This is a genomic window from Micrococcus sp. FDAARGOS_333 (genome assembly GCF_002206575.2).
GTDB classification, from domain to species: domain Bacteria; phylum Actinomycetota; class Actinomycetes; order Actinomycetales; family Micrococcaceae; genus Micrococcus; species Micrococcus lylae.
Map to the genome: position 1 here is coordinate 2,010,228 of NZ_NJFJ02000001.1, position 15,859 is coordinate 2,026,086.

At 72.3% G+C, this 15,859-nt stretch carries 13 protein-coding genes; all 13 read right to left on the reverse strand.

The window, feature by feature from the left end:
* Position 1 precedes the first annotated feature (1 nt).
* The 13 genes from CEQ11_RS08880 to CEQ11_RS08940 all read right to left on the reverse strand — a co-directional run bounded on the left by CEQ11_RS08880 (position 2) and on the right by CEQ11_RS08940 (position 15,757).
* Positions 2–736 carry a cell division protein FtsQ/DivIB gene (locus CEQ11_RS08880; RefSeq protein WP_135103264.1) on the reverse strand — a complete coding sequence of 245 codons (735 nt, stop codon included), beginning with the start codon at positions 734–736 and terminating at the stop codon, positions 2–4.
* A gap of 68 nt (positions 737–804) precedes the next feature.
* Complete coding sequence (gene murC / locus CEQ11_RS08885) at positions 805–2,271, reverse strand: UDP-N-acetylmuramate--L-alanine ligase (RefSeq protein WP_088478374.1); 1,467 nt, start codon at positions 2,269–2,271, stop codon at positions 805–807.
* On the reverse strand, positions 2,268–3,416 hold the full coding sequence (gene murG, locus CEQ11_RS08890; RefSeq protein ID WP_088478375.1) for an undecaprenyldiphospho-muramoylpentapeptide beta-N-acetylglucosaminyltransferase: 1,149 nt from the start codon (positions 3,414–3,416) through the stop codon (positions 2,268–2,270). The genes murC and murG overlap by 4 nt, the downstream gene beginning before the upstream one ends.
* A 2-nt stretch (positions 3,417–3,418) precedes the next feature.
* Positions 3,419–4,684, reverse strand: coding sequence for an FtsW/RodA/SpoVE family cell cycle protein (locus tag CEQ11_RS08895; protein WP_227718821.1), 1,266 nt, complete (start codon positions 4,682–4,684; stop codon positions 3,419–3,421).
* A 51-nt stretch (positions 4,685–4,735) separates the two neighbouring features.
* A complete protein-coding gene (gene murD, locus CEQ11_RS08900; protein WP_088478376.1) occupies positions 4,736–6,316 on the reverse strand; it encodes a UDP-N-acetylmuramoyl-L-alanine--D-glutamate ligase in 1,581 nt (526 codons plus the stop codon).
* Positions 6,313–7,440, reverse strand: a complete 1,128-nt coding sequence (gene mraY / locus CEQ11_RS08905; protein WP_067188683.1) for a phospho-N-acetylmuramoyl-pentapeptide-transferase — start codon at positions 7,438–7,440, stop codon at positions 6,313–6,315. Before mraY ends, murD begins: the two co-directional genes overlap by 4 nt.
* Positions 7,437–8,954 (reverse strand): UDP-N-acetylmuramoyl-tripeptide--D-alanyl-D-alanine ligase, encoded by a 1,518-nt coding sequence (murF, locus tag CEQ11_RS08910; RefSeq protein ID WP_070639225.1) that lies wholly within the window; start codon positions 8,952–8,954, stop codon positions 7,437–7,439. The genes mraY and murF overlap by 4 nt, the downstream gene beginning before the upstream one ends.
* A gap of 12 nt (positions 8,955–8,966) precedes the next feature.
* Entirely contained in the window at positions 8,967–10,688 is a 1,722-nt protein-coding gene (locus CEQ11_RS08915; protein ID WP_088478377.1) for a Mur ligase family protein, read from the reverse strand.
* Between the two features lie 61 nt (positions 10,689–10,749).
* Positions 10,750–12,552 carry a penicillin-binding protein 2 gene (locus tag CEQ11_RS08920; RefSeq protein WP_088478378.1) on the reverse strand — a complete coding sequence of 601 codons (1,803 nt, stop codon included), beginning with the start codon at positions 12,550–12,552 and terminating at the stop codon, positions 10,750–10,752.
* Positions 12,552–13,226 (reverse strand): hypothetical protein, encoded by a 675-nt coding sequence (locus CEQ11_RS08925; RefSeq protein WP_127913482.1) that lies wholly within the window; start codon positions 13,224–13,226, stop codon positions 12,552–12,554. The genes CEQ11_RS08920 and CEQ11_RS08925 overlap by 1 nt, the downstream gene beginning before the upstream one ends.
* A 20-nt stretch (positions 13,227–13,246) precedes the next feature.
* Positions 13,247–14,257 (reverse strand): 16S rRNA (cytosine(1402)-N(4))-methyltransferase RsmH, encoded by a 1,011-nt coding sequence (gene rsmH / locus CEQ11_RS08930; RefSeq protein ID WP_227718822.1) that lies wholly within the window; start codon positions 14,255–14,257, stop codon positions 13,247–13,249.
* A gap of 246 nt (positions 14,258–14,503) precedes the next feature.
* On the reverse strand, positions 14,504–14,935 hold the full coding sequence (gene mraZ, locus CEQ11_RS08935; protein ID WP_067188692.1) for a division/cell wall cluster transcriptional repressor MraZ: 432 nt from the start codon (positions 14,933–14,935) through the stop codon (positions 14,504–14,506).
* Between the two features lie 432 nt (positions 14,936–15,367).
* Positions 15,368–15,757: a DUF3040 domain-containing protein gene (locus tag CEQ11_RS08940; protein WP_067188694.1), complete on the reverse strand. Its 390-nt coding sequence runs from the start codon at positions 15,755–15,757 to the stop codon at positions 15,368–15,370.
* Positions 15,758–15,859: the final 102 nt, after the last annotated feature.

Genomic DNA, 15,859 nt, shown 5'->3' on the forward strand with positions numbered 1-15,859 from the left:
GTCACCGGGTGACCGGGCGGTCCGGGACGGAGACGTCGAGCTCCTCGACACCCGCCCGGGACTCCTCGCCCTGCCCGAGAAGCGATTCCACCACGGCGGCCTTGACTCGGGGCTGGTCCGTGCCACCCCACTGGACGGACGGGCCGTCCTCCAGGCGCAGCTCGACGGAGTCCGGACCGGCGGCGCGGACCTCCTCCACCCGCTCGCGCAGGGCGGACGGCAGCGCGTCGACGACGGCCGCCACGGCGGCACGGGTGCGCTCGTCGGCGTGCAGCACCCCCGGGGCGACCGGCACGGGCGTCTGGCCCTCGAACACCCGTGGATCGACACCCGACAGCACGGCCCCGTCGTCCATCAGCACACGGGCGGTGCCGTCGGAGACGTGGGCCGCCACCGGACGGCGCTCGTGCACGGTCACCTGGAGGCCCGTGGGCGGGGCTGCGATCATGTCCAACGACTCGACCCCGGGCAGGTCGCCGGCGAGGTCCTGGACGCGTCCTCGGCCGACCTGCGGCAGCGGAACGCCGTGAAGGGGCCGGAGACGCTCTTCGACGTCGGCGCGGTCCACGAGACGGGTGCCGTCGACCTCCACGCGGTCCACGGCCAGCACCGGCGAGAAGTAGAGCACCAGGGCGCCGGCCACCAGCGCGACCAGGGCGAACGCGGCCATCGTCCACCGCAGCCAGCGGCGGGGCCTGCGTGCAGGCTCCGGGAACGCGACGACGTTCTGGCCCACAGGCTGGGACGAGGAGTCCCGGCGCCGTGTCGCCGCGGTGTCGCCGCGGCGTCGCAGCCGTGGCATCCTCACTGCGCGGCCGTGGCGTCGTCCGACAGCGCGGCGACGATGGTCGGCCCCAGCGCAGTCACGTCTCCGGCGCCCATGGTGATCACGACGTCGCCCGGCTCGGCCCCCGCCACGAGGTCGGCGACAGCCCGCTCAGGGTCGGCGGCGACCGCACGGTCGGTCTCGTCCGGCGTGGTGAGGCGGGAGGAGATCAGGCTGGAGTCCACCCCCTCCATCGGCTCCTCGCGCGCGGCGTAGACCTCGAGCACACGCACGCGGTCGGCCGTCGAGAGCGCCTGGGCGAACTCTGCGGCGAAGTCATGGGTGCGGGAGAACAGGTGCGGCTGGAACAGCACGTGTACCCGGCCCGTGCCGGCCACCGCCCGACCGGCGGAGACGGCAGCCGCCACCTCGGTCGGATGGTGGGCGTAGTCGTCGAAGACGCGTACGCCACGGCCTGCGCCGCGGAATTCGAAGCGGCGCGCCGTGCCGCGGAAGGCCTCCAGGCCCGCGGCCGCGGCCTCCGGCTCCATGCCCGCCTGCACGGCGGCCAGGAGGACGGCCGCGGCGTTGAGCGCGTTGTGGGTGCCCGGCACCTGCAGGCGCACGGACACCGCAGTGCCGTCGGCGAGCTCGTAGCGCACGCGCTGGCCCACGCCCGACTCCCGTGCGTCCACGAGGGTCTCGGCGACGAGCAGGTCGGGACGGACGCCGTCGCGCTCGGCGGTGCCGTAGGTCACCACCCGGCAGCGGGCCTCGTCCCGGGCCCAGGCGGCCAGGGCGGCGGCGCCGTCGTCGTCGAGACAGGCCACCAGTGCACCGCCGTCCGCGGCGGCCGGGAGCTGTCCGGCGAAGGTGCGGAACACCTCATGGACGGCGTCCTCCGTGCCGTAGTGGTCCAGGTGGTCGGCCTCCACCGTGGTCACGATCGCGACGGTGGACGGGTAGTTCACCAGCGTGCCGTCGGATTCGTCGGCCTCGGCCACGAACCAGTCGCCCTCGCCGTGGGCGGCGTTCGTGCCGAGCCCTGCGACGGCGGCCCCCACCGCGAAGGTGGGCTTCCAGCCGGCCTCGGTGAAGGCCATGGCAGCCATGGACGAGGTGGTGGTCTTGCCATGGGTGCCGGCGACGGCCAGGACGCGGTGGCCGCGCATGGCCATGGCCAGGCCCTCCGACCGGTGCATCATGGGCAGCCCGCGGGCGGCCGCCGCGTCGTACTCGGGATTGCCCGGTCCGGCGATCGAGGAGGCGATGACGCAGACGACGTCGTCGCCGACGTTCTCCGGGGCGTAGCCGACCGTGATCCGGGCACCGCCCTGGGCCAGCTGGTGCATCACCGGCAGGTCTTTGGCGTCGGTGCCGGACACGGGCACGCCCTGGTCCTGGAGGATGCGGGCGACGCCGGAGACGCCGACTCCGCCGATGCCCAGGAAGTGGACGCGGCCCTCGGCCGGGAAGTCCTCGGGGTGTGCGGTGGCGGCGGTCATCGACGTGCTCCTTCGGCGGCGGCGGCCCGGGTCAGTCGGGCCATCTTCTGGTCGGCGTCCCGCACACCGTGGGCGGCGGAGGCGGCGGCCATGGCGGACAGGCGCTCGGGCGAGGTCGCCAGCGGGATGAGCTCGCGGCGGACCCACTCGGGGCTGAAGGCGTCGTCACGGACGAGCAGGGCTCCCCCGTCGGCGACGACCTGCTCGGCGTTGAGGGCCTGTTCGCCGTTGCCGATCGGCAGCGGGACGAAGACGGCGGGCAGCCCCACGGCGCAGACCTCGCAGACGGTGCCGGCACCGGACCGGGCGACGATGAGGTCGGCCACGGCATAGGCCTGCTCCATGCGGTCGAGGTACTCGCGCTGGTGGTAGCCGTCACGGACCACGCGCTGCCCGGCGGAGTCGGTGACCTCCTTGCCGCGTCCGGTCAGGTGCAGCACCTGCACACCGGCGCCCAGCAGGTCGTCCAGGGCGCCCTGGACGGTGCGGTTCACGGACAGCGCGCCGGAGCTGCCGCCGGTGACGACGACGGTGGTGCGCTCGGGGTCCAGGCCGAGCTCGAAGGCGGCTGCGCCCCGGGCCTCGGCCCGGTCCAGGGACGACACCTCCTGACGCATCGGCATTCCGACCCACTCGGAGCCCTTCAGCGGGGTCCCCTTGAGCGCCACGGCGACCCGGGCGGCGGAACGGGCGCCCCAGCGATTGGCCATTCCCGGCCGCGCGTTCGCCTCGTGCACCACCGTGGGGATGCCGAGGGACTTCGCCGCCCGGTACATGGGAGTCGACACATAGCCGCCCACGCCGACCACGACGTCGGCCTCCCGGCGGCGCAGGATGGCCTTCGCCTGGTCGATCGCGGCACGGAACCGGCCGGGGAACCGCAGCACGTCCATCGAGGGACGGCGCGGGAAGGGGACGCGCCCGATCGTGTCGAGCTCGAAGCCGGCGTCGGGGACCAGACGGGTCTCCATGCCGGACTCCGTGCCGACCATGGTGCAGACCGCCGGCACCGGGACGGTGCCGTCCGGGCCCGGCTGCGGCTCCTGGAGGGCGCGGGCGATCGACAGCATCGGGGAGATGTGCCCGGCGGTGCCGCCGCCGGCCAGGACCACGCGCAGAGGTCGTTCGGTGGAGGGGACGGTCATGATCAGGCCTCCTGGGTCTGGGGAGCGGGCGTCGGATCGATCGGTCTGAACGAGGCGGCGTGGGCCTGTTGGGCCGCCAGGTGTGCCAGGCGACGCTCATGGCGTGCGAAGGACAGCACGACGCCCACAGCCGTCATGGCCAGGGTCAGCGCGGAGCCGCCGTACGAGATGAACGGCAGCGGGACACCCACCACCGGCAGCAGGCCGGACACCATGCCGGCGTTGAGGAAGGTCTGGCCCACGAACCAGGTGATGATGCCCCACGTGGCCACGCGGATGAAGGTCGAGCGCGTCTGGGCGGCCACCCGGTACATGCCCAGGGCGAGGATCGCGAACAGGCCGATCACGAGCAGGGTGCCGAGCAGCCCGAGCTCCTCGCCGAGGATGGTGAAGATGAAGTCGTTCTCCGCCTCCGGGATGTAGCTCCACTTCTGGCGGGACTGGCCCAGGCCGACGCCCCACCAGCCGCCGGAGGCCAGCGCATAGAGGCCGTGGGCGGGCTGGAAGCAGGGGTCCGAGGGGTCATCGCACGCGGCCTCGACGCCGAGCCAGGCCTGGACGCGGAGCATGCGGTGGGAGGCGAACAGCGTCAGGCCGATCGTCAGGAGGGCGGCCAGCCCCGCGGTGACCATGAACACGATGCGGTGGGCCCCGCCGACCCAGAGCACGGCGGCGAGCACGAGCGCGACGATGATCGCGGTGCCCAGGTCCCTGCCCCACATGATCAGGCCGAGGACGAGCACGCCGCCGGGGAACACCACGGGCACGAGGGCATGCTTGATCTGGTTCACCAGGCGCCCCTTGCGCGCGATCACGGCGCCGCCCCACAGGGCGAGGGAGAGCTTCGCGAGCTCGGACGGCTGCGCCGTGAACGAGCCGATGCGCAGCCAGTTCGTGTTGCCGCCGACGTTCACGCCCAGCGGCGTGAACGCGACCAGGCCGAGCAGGACCACGGACACGGCCAGCGCAGGCCAGGCCATCCGCCGGATCCAGGGCACCGGGGTGAAGGTCGCGGCGGTCAGCATCACCATGCCCACGCACGCCCAGAGCGCCTGGCGCAGGAACAGGGAGTACGAGCCCCCGGAGCCGATCGCCTCGACCGAGGACGAGGACAGCACCATCACCAGGCCCAGCACGGTCAGCACCGCGGTGCTGCCCGCGATCATCAGGACCGTCATGTCGAGCATGCGACGGCCCTCGAGGGCGGCCCACATGCGGTCCAGCCCGCGCTTGACGGGGCTCAGGCCGCCGGAGGTCTTCGTCGGCATGGTGCTCCTTCAGCGGACGGGGACGGTGGGGTCAGGGGGAACGGCGGGCCTTCAGCCGGAGACGGGGCCGTCGTCGTCGACGTTCCAGCCGTGCTGCCGCATGACGGCGGTGACGGCCTCGATGAACGCCTCGCCGCGGTCCGCATAGGACCGGAACTGGTCCATGGAGGCGGCGGCCGGGGCCATGAGGACCACGTCGCCGGCCTCGGCCAGCTCGTCGGCACGCTGCACGGCGGCGGTCATGGCGGCGTGGCCGTCCTCGGTGCCCCGGCCGGACGGATCGGTGAGCGGGCTCTCGACCGGGACGTCCGGGGCGTGCTCGGCAAGGGCCGTGCGCAGCGCGGAGGAGTCGGCGCCGATCAGCAGGACGGCGCGGAGCCGGTGTCCGTGCGCCCTGACGAGCTCGTCGTAGGTGACGCCCTTCGGCAGGCCTCCGGCGATCCACACGATCGAGGAGAACGCCGCCAGGGAGGCGTCCGCGGCATGCGGGTTGGTCGCCTTGGAGTCGTTGATCCACATGACGTCCCGCGAGGTCGCCACCAGCTGGATGCGGTGCTCTCCGCGGTCGTAGCCGCGCAGGCCGTCCCGGACCGCAGTGGACGAGACGCCCACAGCACGGGTCAGCGCCGCGGCCGCGGCCGCGTTGGACACGGTGTGCTGCGGAGCCACGGCGCCCAGGTCCGAGCGCTCGGCGAGGGCCACGGCCTCATGGGCCCGGTTCTCGGTGAACGCGCGGTCCACGAGGATGCCGTCCACGAGGCCGACGGTGGACAGGCCCGGGGTGTCCGTGGAGAAGGACACCGCACGGCATCCCTCCTGCACGTCGGCCTGCTCCACGAGGCGGCGGGTGATCGGGGCCGCCTCGTTGAACACGCACGCGATGCGGGTGTTCTCGTACACGGAGCCCTTGTCCCGGACATACCCGCCCATGGAGCCGTGCCAGTCCACGTGGTCCTCGGCGATGTTCAGCACCGCCGAGGAGGCCGGCTCGATGTGGTGGGTCCAGTGCAGCTGGAAGCTGGAGAGCTCCAGCGCCAGGACGTCGAAGCCCTCCGGATCGCGGACGGCGTCCAGCACCGGGGTGCCGACGTTGCCGCAGGCGATCGCCCGGCGGCCGTCTGCGCGCAGGATGGCCTCGACCATGGTCACGGTGGTGGTCTTGCCGTTGGTGCCGGTCAGGCAGATCCAGTCGGCGACCTTGCGGCCCGCACGCTCACGGACCCGCCAGGCCAGCTCGATGTCCGACCAGATCGGCAGGCCCGCGGCGTGGGCCTGCATCAGCAGCGGCTGGTCCGGACGCCAGCCCGGGGAGGTCACGACGACGTCCGGCGGCTGTGCGTCGAAGCGCGGCAGTGCGGTGGTCGCCTCCTTCTCCAGCACCACGTCGCGCACACCCACGATCCTGAGGGTCTCGGCACGCCGGACGTTCTCCTCGGACGCGTTCCCGTCCACGACGAGCACGTCGGCACCGAGCTCCACCAGCGTGTCCGCCACGGAGAAGCCGGTGACGCCCAGGCCGGCGACAACCACGCGCAGCCCCTGCCACTGGGGGGCGTCCCAGGATGTGAGCGGGTCGGTGCGGGGAGTCGAGGCGATCGGCTCGAGGACGGGGGTCACCATGGCCTCGCTCATGGGGTCACCGCCGCGGTGCCGCCGCCGGCGAGGAGCCACTCGCCGTAGAACACGAACAGGCCGACGGTCACGCAGACCAGGCTGATGAGCCAGAAGCGGACCACGACGGTCACCTCGGCCCAGCCCTTGAGCTCGAAGTGGTGCTGCAGCGGGGCCATGAGGAACACCCGCTTGCCGCCGGAGAGCTTGAAGTAGCCCACCTGGATGATCACGGACAGGGTGATGGCGACCATGAGCCCGGCCAGGATGACCACGAGGATCTCGGTGCGGGTGAAGATGGCGAAGCCGGCGAGGGCCCCGCCGAGGGCCAGGGAGCCCGTGTCTCCCATGAAGATCTTCGCCGGGGAGGTGTTCCACCAGAGGAAGCCCAGCAGCGAGCCGGTGAGGATCGCGGCGAGCAGGGCCAGGTCCATGGGGTCGCGGACCTCGTAGCAGCCCGGGCCGGTGATGGTGCCGCAGGCCTGGCTCGCCTGGAAGATCGACATCAGGACGTAGGCGCCGGTGATCATGGCGGTGGCGCCGGTGGCCAGACCGTCCAGGCCGTCGGTGAGGTTCACGGCGTTGGTCGTGGCCGTGGTGATGAGGTTGGACCAGATCACGAACAGCACGTAGGCGAGCACGGGACCGGCGAAGGCCATCTCGAGCCACGGGATGTCACGGACGAAGGAGATGGCCGTCGAGGCCGGGGTCAGGCCGTCGCTGTTCGGGAAGTTCAGCGCCAGCACCGCGAAGACGGTGCCGATGAGGCCCTGCAGGACGATCTTCCCCATGGGGGTCAGGCCGAGGGACTGCTTCTTCGTGATCTTGGTGAAGTCGTCGACGAAGCCGACGAACGCCATGCCGACCGTGAGGAAGAGCAGCAGCACACCGGACGCCGTCGGCCCGGCGAGCTCGGAGTCGAGCATCGCCAGGATGGCGTGGGTCAGGAAGTAGACCACCACGAGCACGACCACGAAGACGAGGCCGCCCATGGTCGGGGTGCCGCGTTTGGTCTTGTGGCTCGTGGGGCCGTCGTCGCGGACGAACTGGCCGTACCCCTTCTTCACCAGGAACCGGATGAACAGGGGCGTGCCCGCGGCCGCGAAGACGAGGCCGAGGACACCGCCGATGAGCAGGCCGATCACGGACGCTCCTCCTTGGGGGTGGACGACGCGGAGTCCTCGGCGCCGACGGCGGCGAGACGCTCGCCGAGCTGGGCGAGCCGCGAGCCGTTGGAGGACTTCACCAGGACGATGTCTCCGGGGGCGAGAAGCTTCGAGAGAAGGTCGAAGGCCTCGTCGAGGTCGGCGGCGAAGTGCGCCTCCTCTCCCCAGCTGCCCTCATTGAGGGCGCCGATGTACAGGGGGCGGGCACCGGCTCCGACGACGAGCAGCTGTGCGATGTTCAGGCGCACGACGGTCTCGCCGACGAGCGTGTGCTCCCTGATGTGTTCGTCGCCGAGCTCCAGCATCTCGCCGAGCACCGCCCAGGTGCGGCGGCCGGTGGCGCGGCCGAGCTGAGCGAGGGTCTTCAGCGCGGCGCGCATGGACTCCGGATTCGCGTTGTAGGCGTCGTTGATGACGGTGACGCCGTCGGGACGCTCCGTACGCTCCATGCGGAACCGGCTGGTCGGGCCGAGACCGTCCAGCACGCCGGCGATGTCCGCCGGGCGGACGCCGGCCGCCGCGGCGGCACCGGCCGCGGCGACGACGTTGTGGGCGTGGTGGACGCCGATGAGCCCGGAGGTGACAGGCACGGTCGGAGCCTCGGTGTCGGCGCCGAGCTGCAGGTCGAACACCGGCCGACCCTCGACGTCGGTGGTCAGGTTCCTAGCGAGGGCCACGCCGGCGGCGCGGCCCGCGGCCACGTCCTCGGCGATCAGCGGCACGGTGTCCTCATCGGTGGAGAACCAGACGACCGGGGCCGTGGTGCGCTCGGCCATGGCGGCGACCTGGGAGTCGTCGCGGTTGAGCAGGACGACGCCCTCGGGGCCGATGGCCTCCACGAGCTCGCCCTTGGTCTTGGCGATGTTCGCCACGCCGCCGAAGCTGCCGGCGTGGGCGGTGCCGACCATGAGGACGACGCCGATGTCCGGCTTCACGATGTCGCAGAGGTACGCGATGTTGCCGACGTGGTCCGCGCCCATCTCCACCACGAGGTAGCGGGTGTCCAGGGATGCGCGGAACACGGTGAGCGGCACGCCGACCTCGCCGTTGAACGAGCCCTGCGGGGCCACGGTCGGCCCCTGCTCGGCGAGGATCGCCGCCAGCAGGTCCTTCGTGGTGGTCTTGCCGGCCGAGCCGGTGATGCCGATGACCGTGGTCTCGGAGTGCGCCCGCACGCGGGCCACCACGTCACGGGCGAGGGCGCCCATGGCCATCACCGCGTCCTCCACGAGGATCGACGGGTGCGCGGAGCCGTCCGGAGCCGTGGTGGCGCGCTCGGCCAGCACGGCGGAGGCGCCGGCGGACAGCGCGGCGTCGATGTAGTCGTGCCCGTCGGCGTGCTCGCCGGGCTTGGCCACGTACAGGACGCCGTCCTGACCAGCGACCTCACGGGAGTCCGGGGTCACAGCGGTCAGCACGGTCTCCGGGTCGAGCGACTCGGAGAGGGTGCCGCCGACGGCCGCGGCGATCTGGGAAGCGGTGAGAGCGATCATTTGGACTCGACTTTACCGCGCCGTGGATGACAGATCCGTGAGGCGGCCCTCGCGCCGGTCGACCAGGGCCGCGCGCAGCTCGACGCGGTCGTCCAGCTCCACGTCCACGCCCGCCACGTCCTGCACGGTCTCATGGCCGCGGCCCGCGAGCAGGATGCTGTCCTCGTCCGCGGCCAGGGCGGCGGCGAGCCGGATGGCCTCGGCGCGCGGCGCCGACTCGTGGACCTCGACGGTGCGGCCCTGCTCGGCCTGCTCCGCCGCCTCGGCCCGCACGCCCTCGAGGACCTGGGCGCGGATCCCGGCGGGGTCCTCGCCGTGCGGGTCGTCGTCCGAGACGATCACCACGTCCGCGTAGCGGGCCGCGATGCGTCCCATCAGCGGACGCTTGGTGGTGTCCCGCTCCCCGGTGGCGCCGAAGACGAGGATGGTGCGCCCGTCGCGGCCGGTGGCGGCACGGGCCTGCGTGAGCGACTCGAGGGCCTGGACCATGCCGTCCGGGTTGTGTGCGAAGTCGACCACGCCGTCCGGTTCACGGCCGACGACCTCCATGCGGCCGGGCACGGCGGCAGCGAAGGGTCCGGCGCCGGCCGGCACGTCCAGCACGTCCTGGAGCAGCTCGAAGGTCTCCTCGCCCAGGGCCTCGAGGACCATGAGGGCGGCCAGGGCCGCGTTGGCCGCGTTGAAGCGGCCCGGCAGCCCGACCGAGGCCTTGAGCACCCGCCCGGTGGCCGCCTCGGTGAGCTCGAATCGATGGCCGAGGCCGTCCGGGGTGAGGGCGGTGAGCTCCCAGTCCGGCACGACGTCCGGGTGGCGTGCGGCGAGGGCGCCCGGCACGGACGCCGCCGGTCCGAGGGCGAGGGTGGTGGTCGGTGCGCCCGAACGCTCCGCCATGGCGACGCCCCACTCGGGGCCCTCTCCCCCGTCGAGCACGATCACGGCGCGGCCGGTGCGTGCGGCGTCGAACAGGCCGAGCTTGGCCTCGAAGTACTCCTCCATGGAGCCGTGGAGGTCCAGGTGGTCCTGGGTCAGGTTGGTGAATCCGGCGACGGCGTAGCGCAGGCCGGCGATGCGCTCGAAGGACACCGCGTGGGAGGAGACCTCCATCACGGCGGTGTCCACGTCCTCCTGGCGCATCAGGGCCATCAGTGCGTGCAGCTGCGTGGACTCCGGCGTGGTGAGCGAGGAGGGCACGGTGCGCTCTGCCGCCCGTGTGAGGATCGTGCCGATGACGCCGGTCCGGCGGCCGATCGCCTCGAGCAGCGAGCAGGCCAAGAAGCTGGTGGTGGTCTTGCCGTTGGTGCCGGTCACGCCGATCAGCCGGGGTCCGGCGTCCAGTCCCTCGCCGTAGACGGCAGCGGCCGCCGCACCCGCCGCCGTGCGGGGGGTGCCGGTCTTCAGGACGGCGAGGTCGGCCAGGCCCTGCTTGGCGACGAGGGCCGCGCCCTCGGCGTCGGTGAGCACGCCGACCGCTCCCGCCGCGACGGCCTCGGTGGCGAAGGAGGCGCCGTGGACACGGGCACCGGGCAGGGCGACGTACAGGTCGCCCGGCTGCACCACACGGGAGTTCAGGCAGGCACCGGTGACCCGGCCGCGCGGTGCCGTCCCGGACTCGACCGCCTCGATGCCGGCGCCGTGGAGCACCTCCACCAGCGTGGACCAGGCGACCCCGTCAACCCGGTCCGGGCGGAAGGCGCGGTCCTGCTCTGCGGGGGTCAGGGTCGAGGACTCGGTCATGACGGGTGCTCCTGGTCTTTCGGTTCGGAGTGCGGGTTCGGGGGCTGCGGGCAGGCGGCCGTCACCAGGGGCGGTCCTGCGGGTCCTCGGTGAAGACCTTGTAGTCGTCGGGCTTGTCGCCGGTGGCCGGGACGTTGTACTTGCGCAGCAGGTGCTCCATCAGATCGGCGGACAGGGCGTCCAGGTGCGCTCCCTGGTAGTTCTCCGCGGGCCGGTGCATGGAGACGGAGACGACGAATCGCGGGTCGTCCAGCGGCGCCACCGAGGTGAAGCCGATGTTGTAGCCGTCGTAGCGGCCGGAGGGGCCGGCGGCCTGGGCGGTGGAGGACTTGCCGCCGACGCGGTACCCCTCGATTGCCGCGCGCTTGGAGGTGCCCCGGGTGACCACGGTCTCCATCATCCGGATCATCTCCGCGGCGGTCTGCTCGGACACGACCCGGTGCTTCTCGCGGTGGGGGTAGGCATGCTCGGCGCCGTCCGGGTCGACGATCGACTTGATGACCGAGGCGGGGACCATCTCTCCGCCGTTGGCGAGGGCCTGGTAGATCTGCGCGGTGTGGAGGGTCGTCTGCGTGTAGGCCTGGCCGAAGGTCGTGGTCGACCGCTGACGGTTGTCCCATTCCTCCGGCGGCACGAGGGTGCCCGCGGCCGCGGCGGGAAGGCCGATGTCGTTGGCCTCGCCGATGCCGAAGGACTTCATGTACTCGAAGCGCTCCTGCAGGGACATCTCCTCGGCCGCCTTGACGGTGCCGACGTTGTAGGAACGGGCGAAGATGCCGGCGAGGGTCATGTCGTACTCGGCGTGCGCGTTGGCGTCGTTGATCCTCTGCCCGTGGAACTCTTCGCTGCTGGGCACGGTGAACTCGCTGAGCGGGGTCAGGTCGGTGGCGTCGAGCGCGGCGGCCATGGTGACGGCCTTGCCGGTGGAGCCCGGCTCGACCGCCTGGGTCATGGCGGTGGGGCGCCAGAACAGCTGGTCGGTGGCGTTCGGGTCGGCGGGGTCGACGGTGGTGGAGTCGGCCATCGCCAGGATCTCGCCGGTCTTGGCGTCGAGGACCACGATGTTGGCCCATTCGGCGTCGTAGTCGGCGGCCTTAGCGGCGATGAGCTCCTGCGCGTACCACTGGATGTCCCGGTCGATCGTCAGCTCCACGTCCGAGCCGTCCACGGCGGGGGTCTCGTTGTACACGGCGTTGGGGATGCGCAGGCCGTTGGCGGCGACCTCGTACTCGCGGCGGCCGGCCTTGCCGGCCAGGGCCTCGTTCTGGCTCAGCTCGAGTCCCTCGCGGGCGGTGCCGTCCGCGGAGACGAACCCGAGGACGGAGCCGGCCACGGGGCCGTTCGGGTAGCTGCGGCGGTCGACGGGCTCGGCGATGAGTCCGGGCACGCGCAGGTCCATGGCGAGGTCGCGGACCTGGGGTGTGACCGAGCGCTTGACCACCGAGTACGGGCGCTCGCCCTTCATCCGGTCGTCCAGGTCGTCTTCGGAGACGCCGATCACGGTGGACAGCTGCGCGATGCGGTCGTCGATCGAGACCATCTCGTTCTGCTCCGTCTCGGAGTTCCACTCCTTGAAGTCCTTGACCAGCCGCTGGTCGACCACCAGATCGTAGCGGCGCACGCTGGTGGCGAGCACCTCGCCGTTGCGGTCCTTGATCGCACCGCGCTCCGGGGTCAGCACTTGGCTGCGGAGCCGCTCGTCGAGGGCGGCGGAGGCCTGGCCGGTCGGGTCGATGCCCTGCACGTAGAGCAGCCGCAGGGCGACGGCGGCGAGCAGGACGAGGCAGACGAGCAGGAGGGTGCGTGCGCGACGCTGCGCCCCCGTGCCCGCCTCGGCTCCGGTGGGGTCGGAGGTCGCGGACATCAGTCCCGGCCGGATTCCGCGTCGTCGGCGGAGCCGTCCTCGGCATCGGCCGCGTCCACGGCGTCCTCGGACGCCGCGCGCTCCTCGGCCTTGCGCTCGGCCGTCCGCTCCTCGGCCGCCTTCTTCTCCTCCGCGGGGTCCTTCAGCTCCGGCCCGGCGATGTGGCCCGGCGGGAGGGCGTCGCCCTCGAGGCTGTTCACGCCCAGAGGCTGGTCCAGGGAGGAGGGCGGGTTGACGTAGGACGCACCCCGCTCACCCTCCTCGGCCGCGGCGGCCTCGCCGGAGACGCGGCCGGTGGCGACGTCGACGGTGGCGCTGCCGGCCGGGTCGACCATGCCCAGCGCGTCGGCGCGGGCGGCCAGGTTCTGCGGAGCCTCGAGGTAGCCGACGCGCTGGGACAGCAGCTCGTTGGCCTCGGACAGCTCGGTCTGCTGGGCGCGCAGCTCCAACATCTGGTACTGACGGTTGGAGACGGTGATGTTGGCGACGAGGACGACGGCGAGGGCGACCATCAGGATGCCCAGGCAGAGCACGGTGATGCCGCGGCCGGTGCGGGGCAGCGGGGCGGGCACCACGGACAGCGGGGTGCGGACGCGCTCGGAGGCGCCTGCGACGTGCTCGAGGGCGCGCTCGGGACGGGGCTCGACGCTCCGTGCCTCTGCGGTTGCGGCCATGCGATGGTCCTCCAGTGCCGTCATCGGGTTCCTCGTGACTTCCTGATCTTCTCTGCTGCGCGCACCTTTACGGAGGAGGCGCGCGGGTTCTCAGCGATTTCCCCGGAAGTCGGCTTCTCCGTGCCGCGGGTCAGGATCTTCACCACGGGTTCGTGCTCCTCGAGCACCACCGGGAAGTTCGGCGGCGCCGTCGATGTCGCCCACTCCCCCAGGTGCCGCTTGGCGATGCGGTCCTCGAGCGAGTGGTAGCTCATGACGACGACGCGGCCGCCGACGTGCAGGCGGTCCAGCACGGCGGGCACGGCGGCCTCGAGTAGGTCGAGCTCGTCGTTGACCGCGATGCGCAGCGCCTGGAAGGTGCGCTTGGCAGGGTGGCCGCCCTTCGCGCCGGCCGCGGCGGGGACGGCCGAGCGGATGACGTCGACCAGCTCGCCGGTGGTGGTCAGGGCGCGCTCGGCACGGGCCCGGACGATCGCCCGTGCGATGGGGCCGGCGAACTTCTCCTCGCCGTAGCGGCGGATGAGGCTGCGCAGCTCGGACTCCTCGGCCTCCGCCACGAGGTCGGCGGCGGTGTACGCGGCGTCGGTGTCCATGCGCATGTCCAGCGGGGCGTCGTAGGAGTAGGCGAAGCCGCGCTCCCGTGCGTCCAGCTGATAGGAGGAGACGCCGAGGTCGTAGAGCGCGGCGTCCATGCGGTCCACGCCGGCGGCCGCGAGGGCCTCGGGGACCTGGTCGTAGGTGCCGTGGAAGGGGATGAGCCTGTCCGCGAGGCCCTCCAGCCGTTCGCCCGCCATCCGCAGGGCGTGCGGGTCACGGTCGATGCCCACCACCACGAGGTCCTCGAAACGGCGCAGCATCTGCTGGGTGTGCCCGCCCATCCCGAGGGTGCCGTCGACGGCGATCGGAGTGCGACCGGCGTCCCGGGCCGCCTGCACGGCGGGGGCGAGGAGGTCGATGACGCGGTCCCGCATGACGGGCAGGTGACGGTCCTCGGGGCGCAGCGGCGTCTCTCCGCTCTCGCTGTGCTGCATCGGGGTCCTCCTCCCCTGCTGTGGGTGGGCCGCGTCGGGGCGCCCCGGGCTCGGAGCAACGCCGTCGCGCTTCAGCGTGTCACGCCGGGGGCGGTTCCCCCGGAGACGACACGGATCCCTGGGCCTGATCCCCATCCGACCGCGTTCCGCCTGGCCCAGGGGAAGTCAGGTCAGGTGGCTCGCGTCGGCTGGAGGCCACGCTCAGGGATCCGTGGATGTTCTGTTGTGGACCCGCCCGCGGACGGGTCAGAAGATGCCCGGCAGGACGTCCTCGTCGGTGTCGGAGAAGGAGGTCTCCTGCTCCTGCAGGTACGCGTTCCAGGACTCGAGGTCCCAGATCTCCGCTCGTGTCCCCGCGCCGATCACCGCGACCTCCCTCTCCAGCCCGGCGTACTGCCGCAGCGGAGCGGGCACGGTGATGCGGCCCTGCTTGTCCGGCGTCTCGTCCGAGGCTCCGGACAGGAACACGCGGATGTAGTCGCGCGCCTGCTTCGAGGAGAGCGGAGCCGACCTCATCTGCTCGTGGACCCTTGCGAACTCACGCTCAGAGAAGACGTAGATGCATCGCTCCTGACCGCGGGTCAGGACCAGTCCGTCCGACAGCTCCTCACGGAACTTCGCCGGGAGGATCAGCCGGAACTTGTCGTCCAGACGCGGGGTGTAGGTCCCGAGGAACACGGGCACCCCCTGTCTCGCCGAGCTCCGCACCGGCCGATGCATCGCCTCTGCTCTCTTCTGGACTCCACTTTACCCCACTTCCCCCCACTCTCCAACCACCACATTCACGACGGCGCCCCGGCACTCGCCAGAATCCGCGGATTCATGCGGATGTCTCACAGTGGAGGACAGTGGAGGGGCCGGCCGCCCGCCCCCGCGACACCCCTCGCCTAAGGCCCGGTGGAGGGCAGGGCAGGCCCGGTGGAGGGGCTCGGGGAGGGGTGTGGAGGGACCGGGGGAGGGAAGTGGGGGCCTCGGCCGCCCACCCCGACGGCGGCCGCCTCCCTCAGGGCGCCCCCTCACCGTCCGAGGGCGCACATGACGAAGGCCCCGACCGCATCGCGGTCGGGGCCTTCGTGGAGTGGTGGGTGGCCGGCGGTGCCCTTCGGGGGCTCAGCGCCCCTGGCCTCGGCGTTCGTCCCACTGCTGTTCGAGGCGGGACATGAAGGCGCTCTCCTTCTTCTTCCCGCCGGCTGCCGCGCGGGCGCCGGCATCGGCACGGCCGGCCCCCGAGGAGTCGCCGGAGCCACGGCTGGAGAGCACGTAGACGCCGGCGCCCATGACGGCGACGCCCACGACGCCCACGATCACGTTCTGGAGGGAGACGCCGAGGAGCACGACCGCGAGGCCGGCGACGGCGATCGCGACACCGAGGACGACGCGCCGGACGGAGACGCCGCCGGGGCGGCTGTCCCTGAGGTGGGTGTCGAGCCGGGGGTCCTCCGTGCGCAGCTGGGCCTCGAGCTCGTCGAGCATGCGCTGCTCGCGCTCTGACAGCGGCATGGCCGCACCTCTGCTTTCTTCCGGTCCGTGCTTGCTTCCGGTGCGTCGGATCCGTCCCCGACCTGCGACGCCGTACAGGTCGTCTGACCCACCAGTCTAGTG

Excerpts from the sequence above, each read along its gene's own strand:
- murC (WP_088478374.1), bottom strand. The coding sequence starts at position 2,271 with ATGACCGCCGCCACCGCACACCCCGAGGACTTCCCGGCCGAGGGCCGC.
- murG (WP_088478375.1), bottom strand. The coding sequence starts at position 3,416 with ATGACCGTCCCCTCCACCGAACGACCTCTGCGCGTGGTCCTGGCCGGC.
- CEQ11_RS08895 (WP_227718821.1), bottom strand. The coding sequence starts at position 4,684 with ATGCCGACGAAGACCTCCGGCGGCCTGAGCCCCGTCAAGCGCGGGCTG.
- murD (WP_088478376.1), bottom strand. The coding sequence starts at position 6,316 with ATGAGCGAGGCCATGGTGACCCCCGTCCTCGAGCCGATCGCCTCGACT.
- murF (WP_070639225.1), bottom strand. The coding sequence starts at position 8,954 with ATGATCGCTCTCACCGCTTCCCAGATCGCCGCGGCCGTCGGCGGCACC.
- CEQ11_RS08915 (WP_088478377.1), bottom strand. The coding sequence starts at position 10,688 with ATGACCGAGTCCTCGACCCTGACCCCCGCAGAGCAGGACCGCGCCTTC.
- CEQ11_RS08920 (WP_088478378.1), bottom strand. The coding sequence starts at position 12,552 with ATGTCCGCGACCTCCGACCCCACCGGAGCCGAGGCGGGCACGGGGGCG.
- CEQ11_RS08925 (WP_127913482.1), bottom strand. The coding sequence starts at position 13,226 with ATGGCCGCAACCGCAGAGGCACGGAGCGTCGAGCCCCGTCCCGAGCGC.
- rsmH (WP_227718822.1), bottom strand. The coding sequence starts at position 14,257 with ATGCAGCACAGCGAGAGCGGAGAGACGCCGCTGCGCCCCGAGGACCGT.
- CEQ11_RS08940 (WP_067188694.1), bottom strand. The coding sequence starts at position 15,757 with ATGCCGCTGTCAGAGCGCGAGCAGCGCATGCTCGACGAGCTCGAGGCC.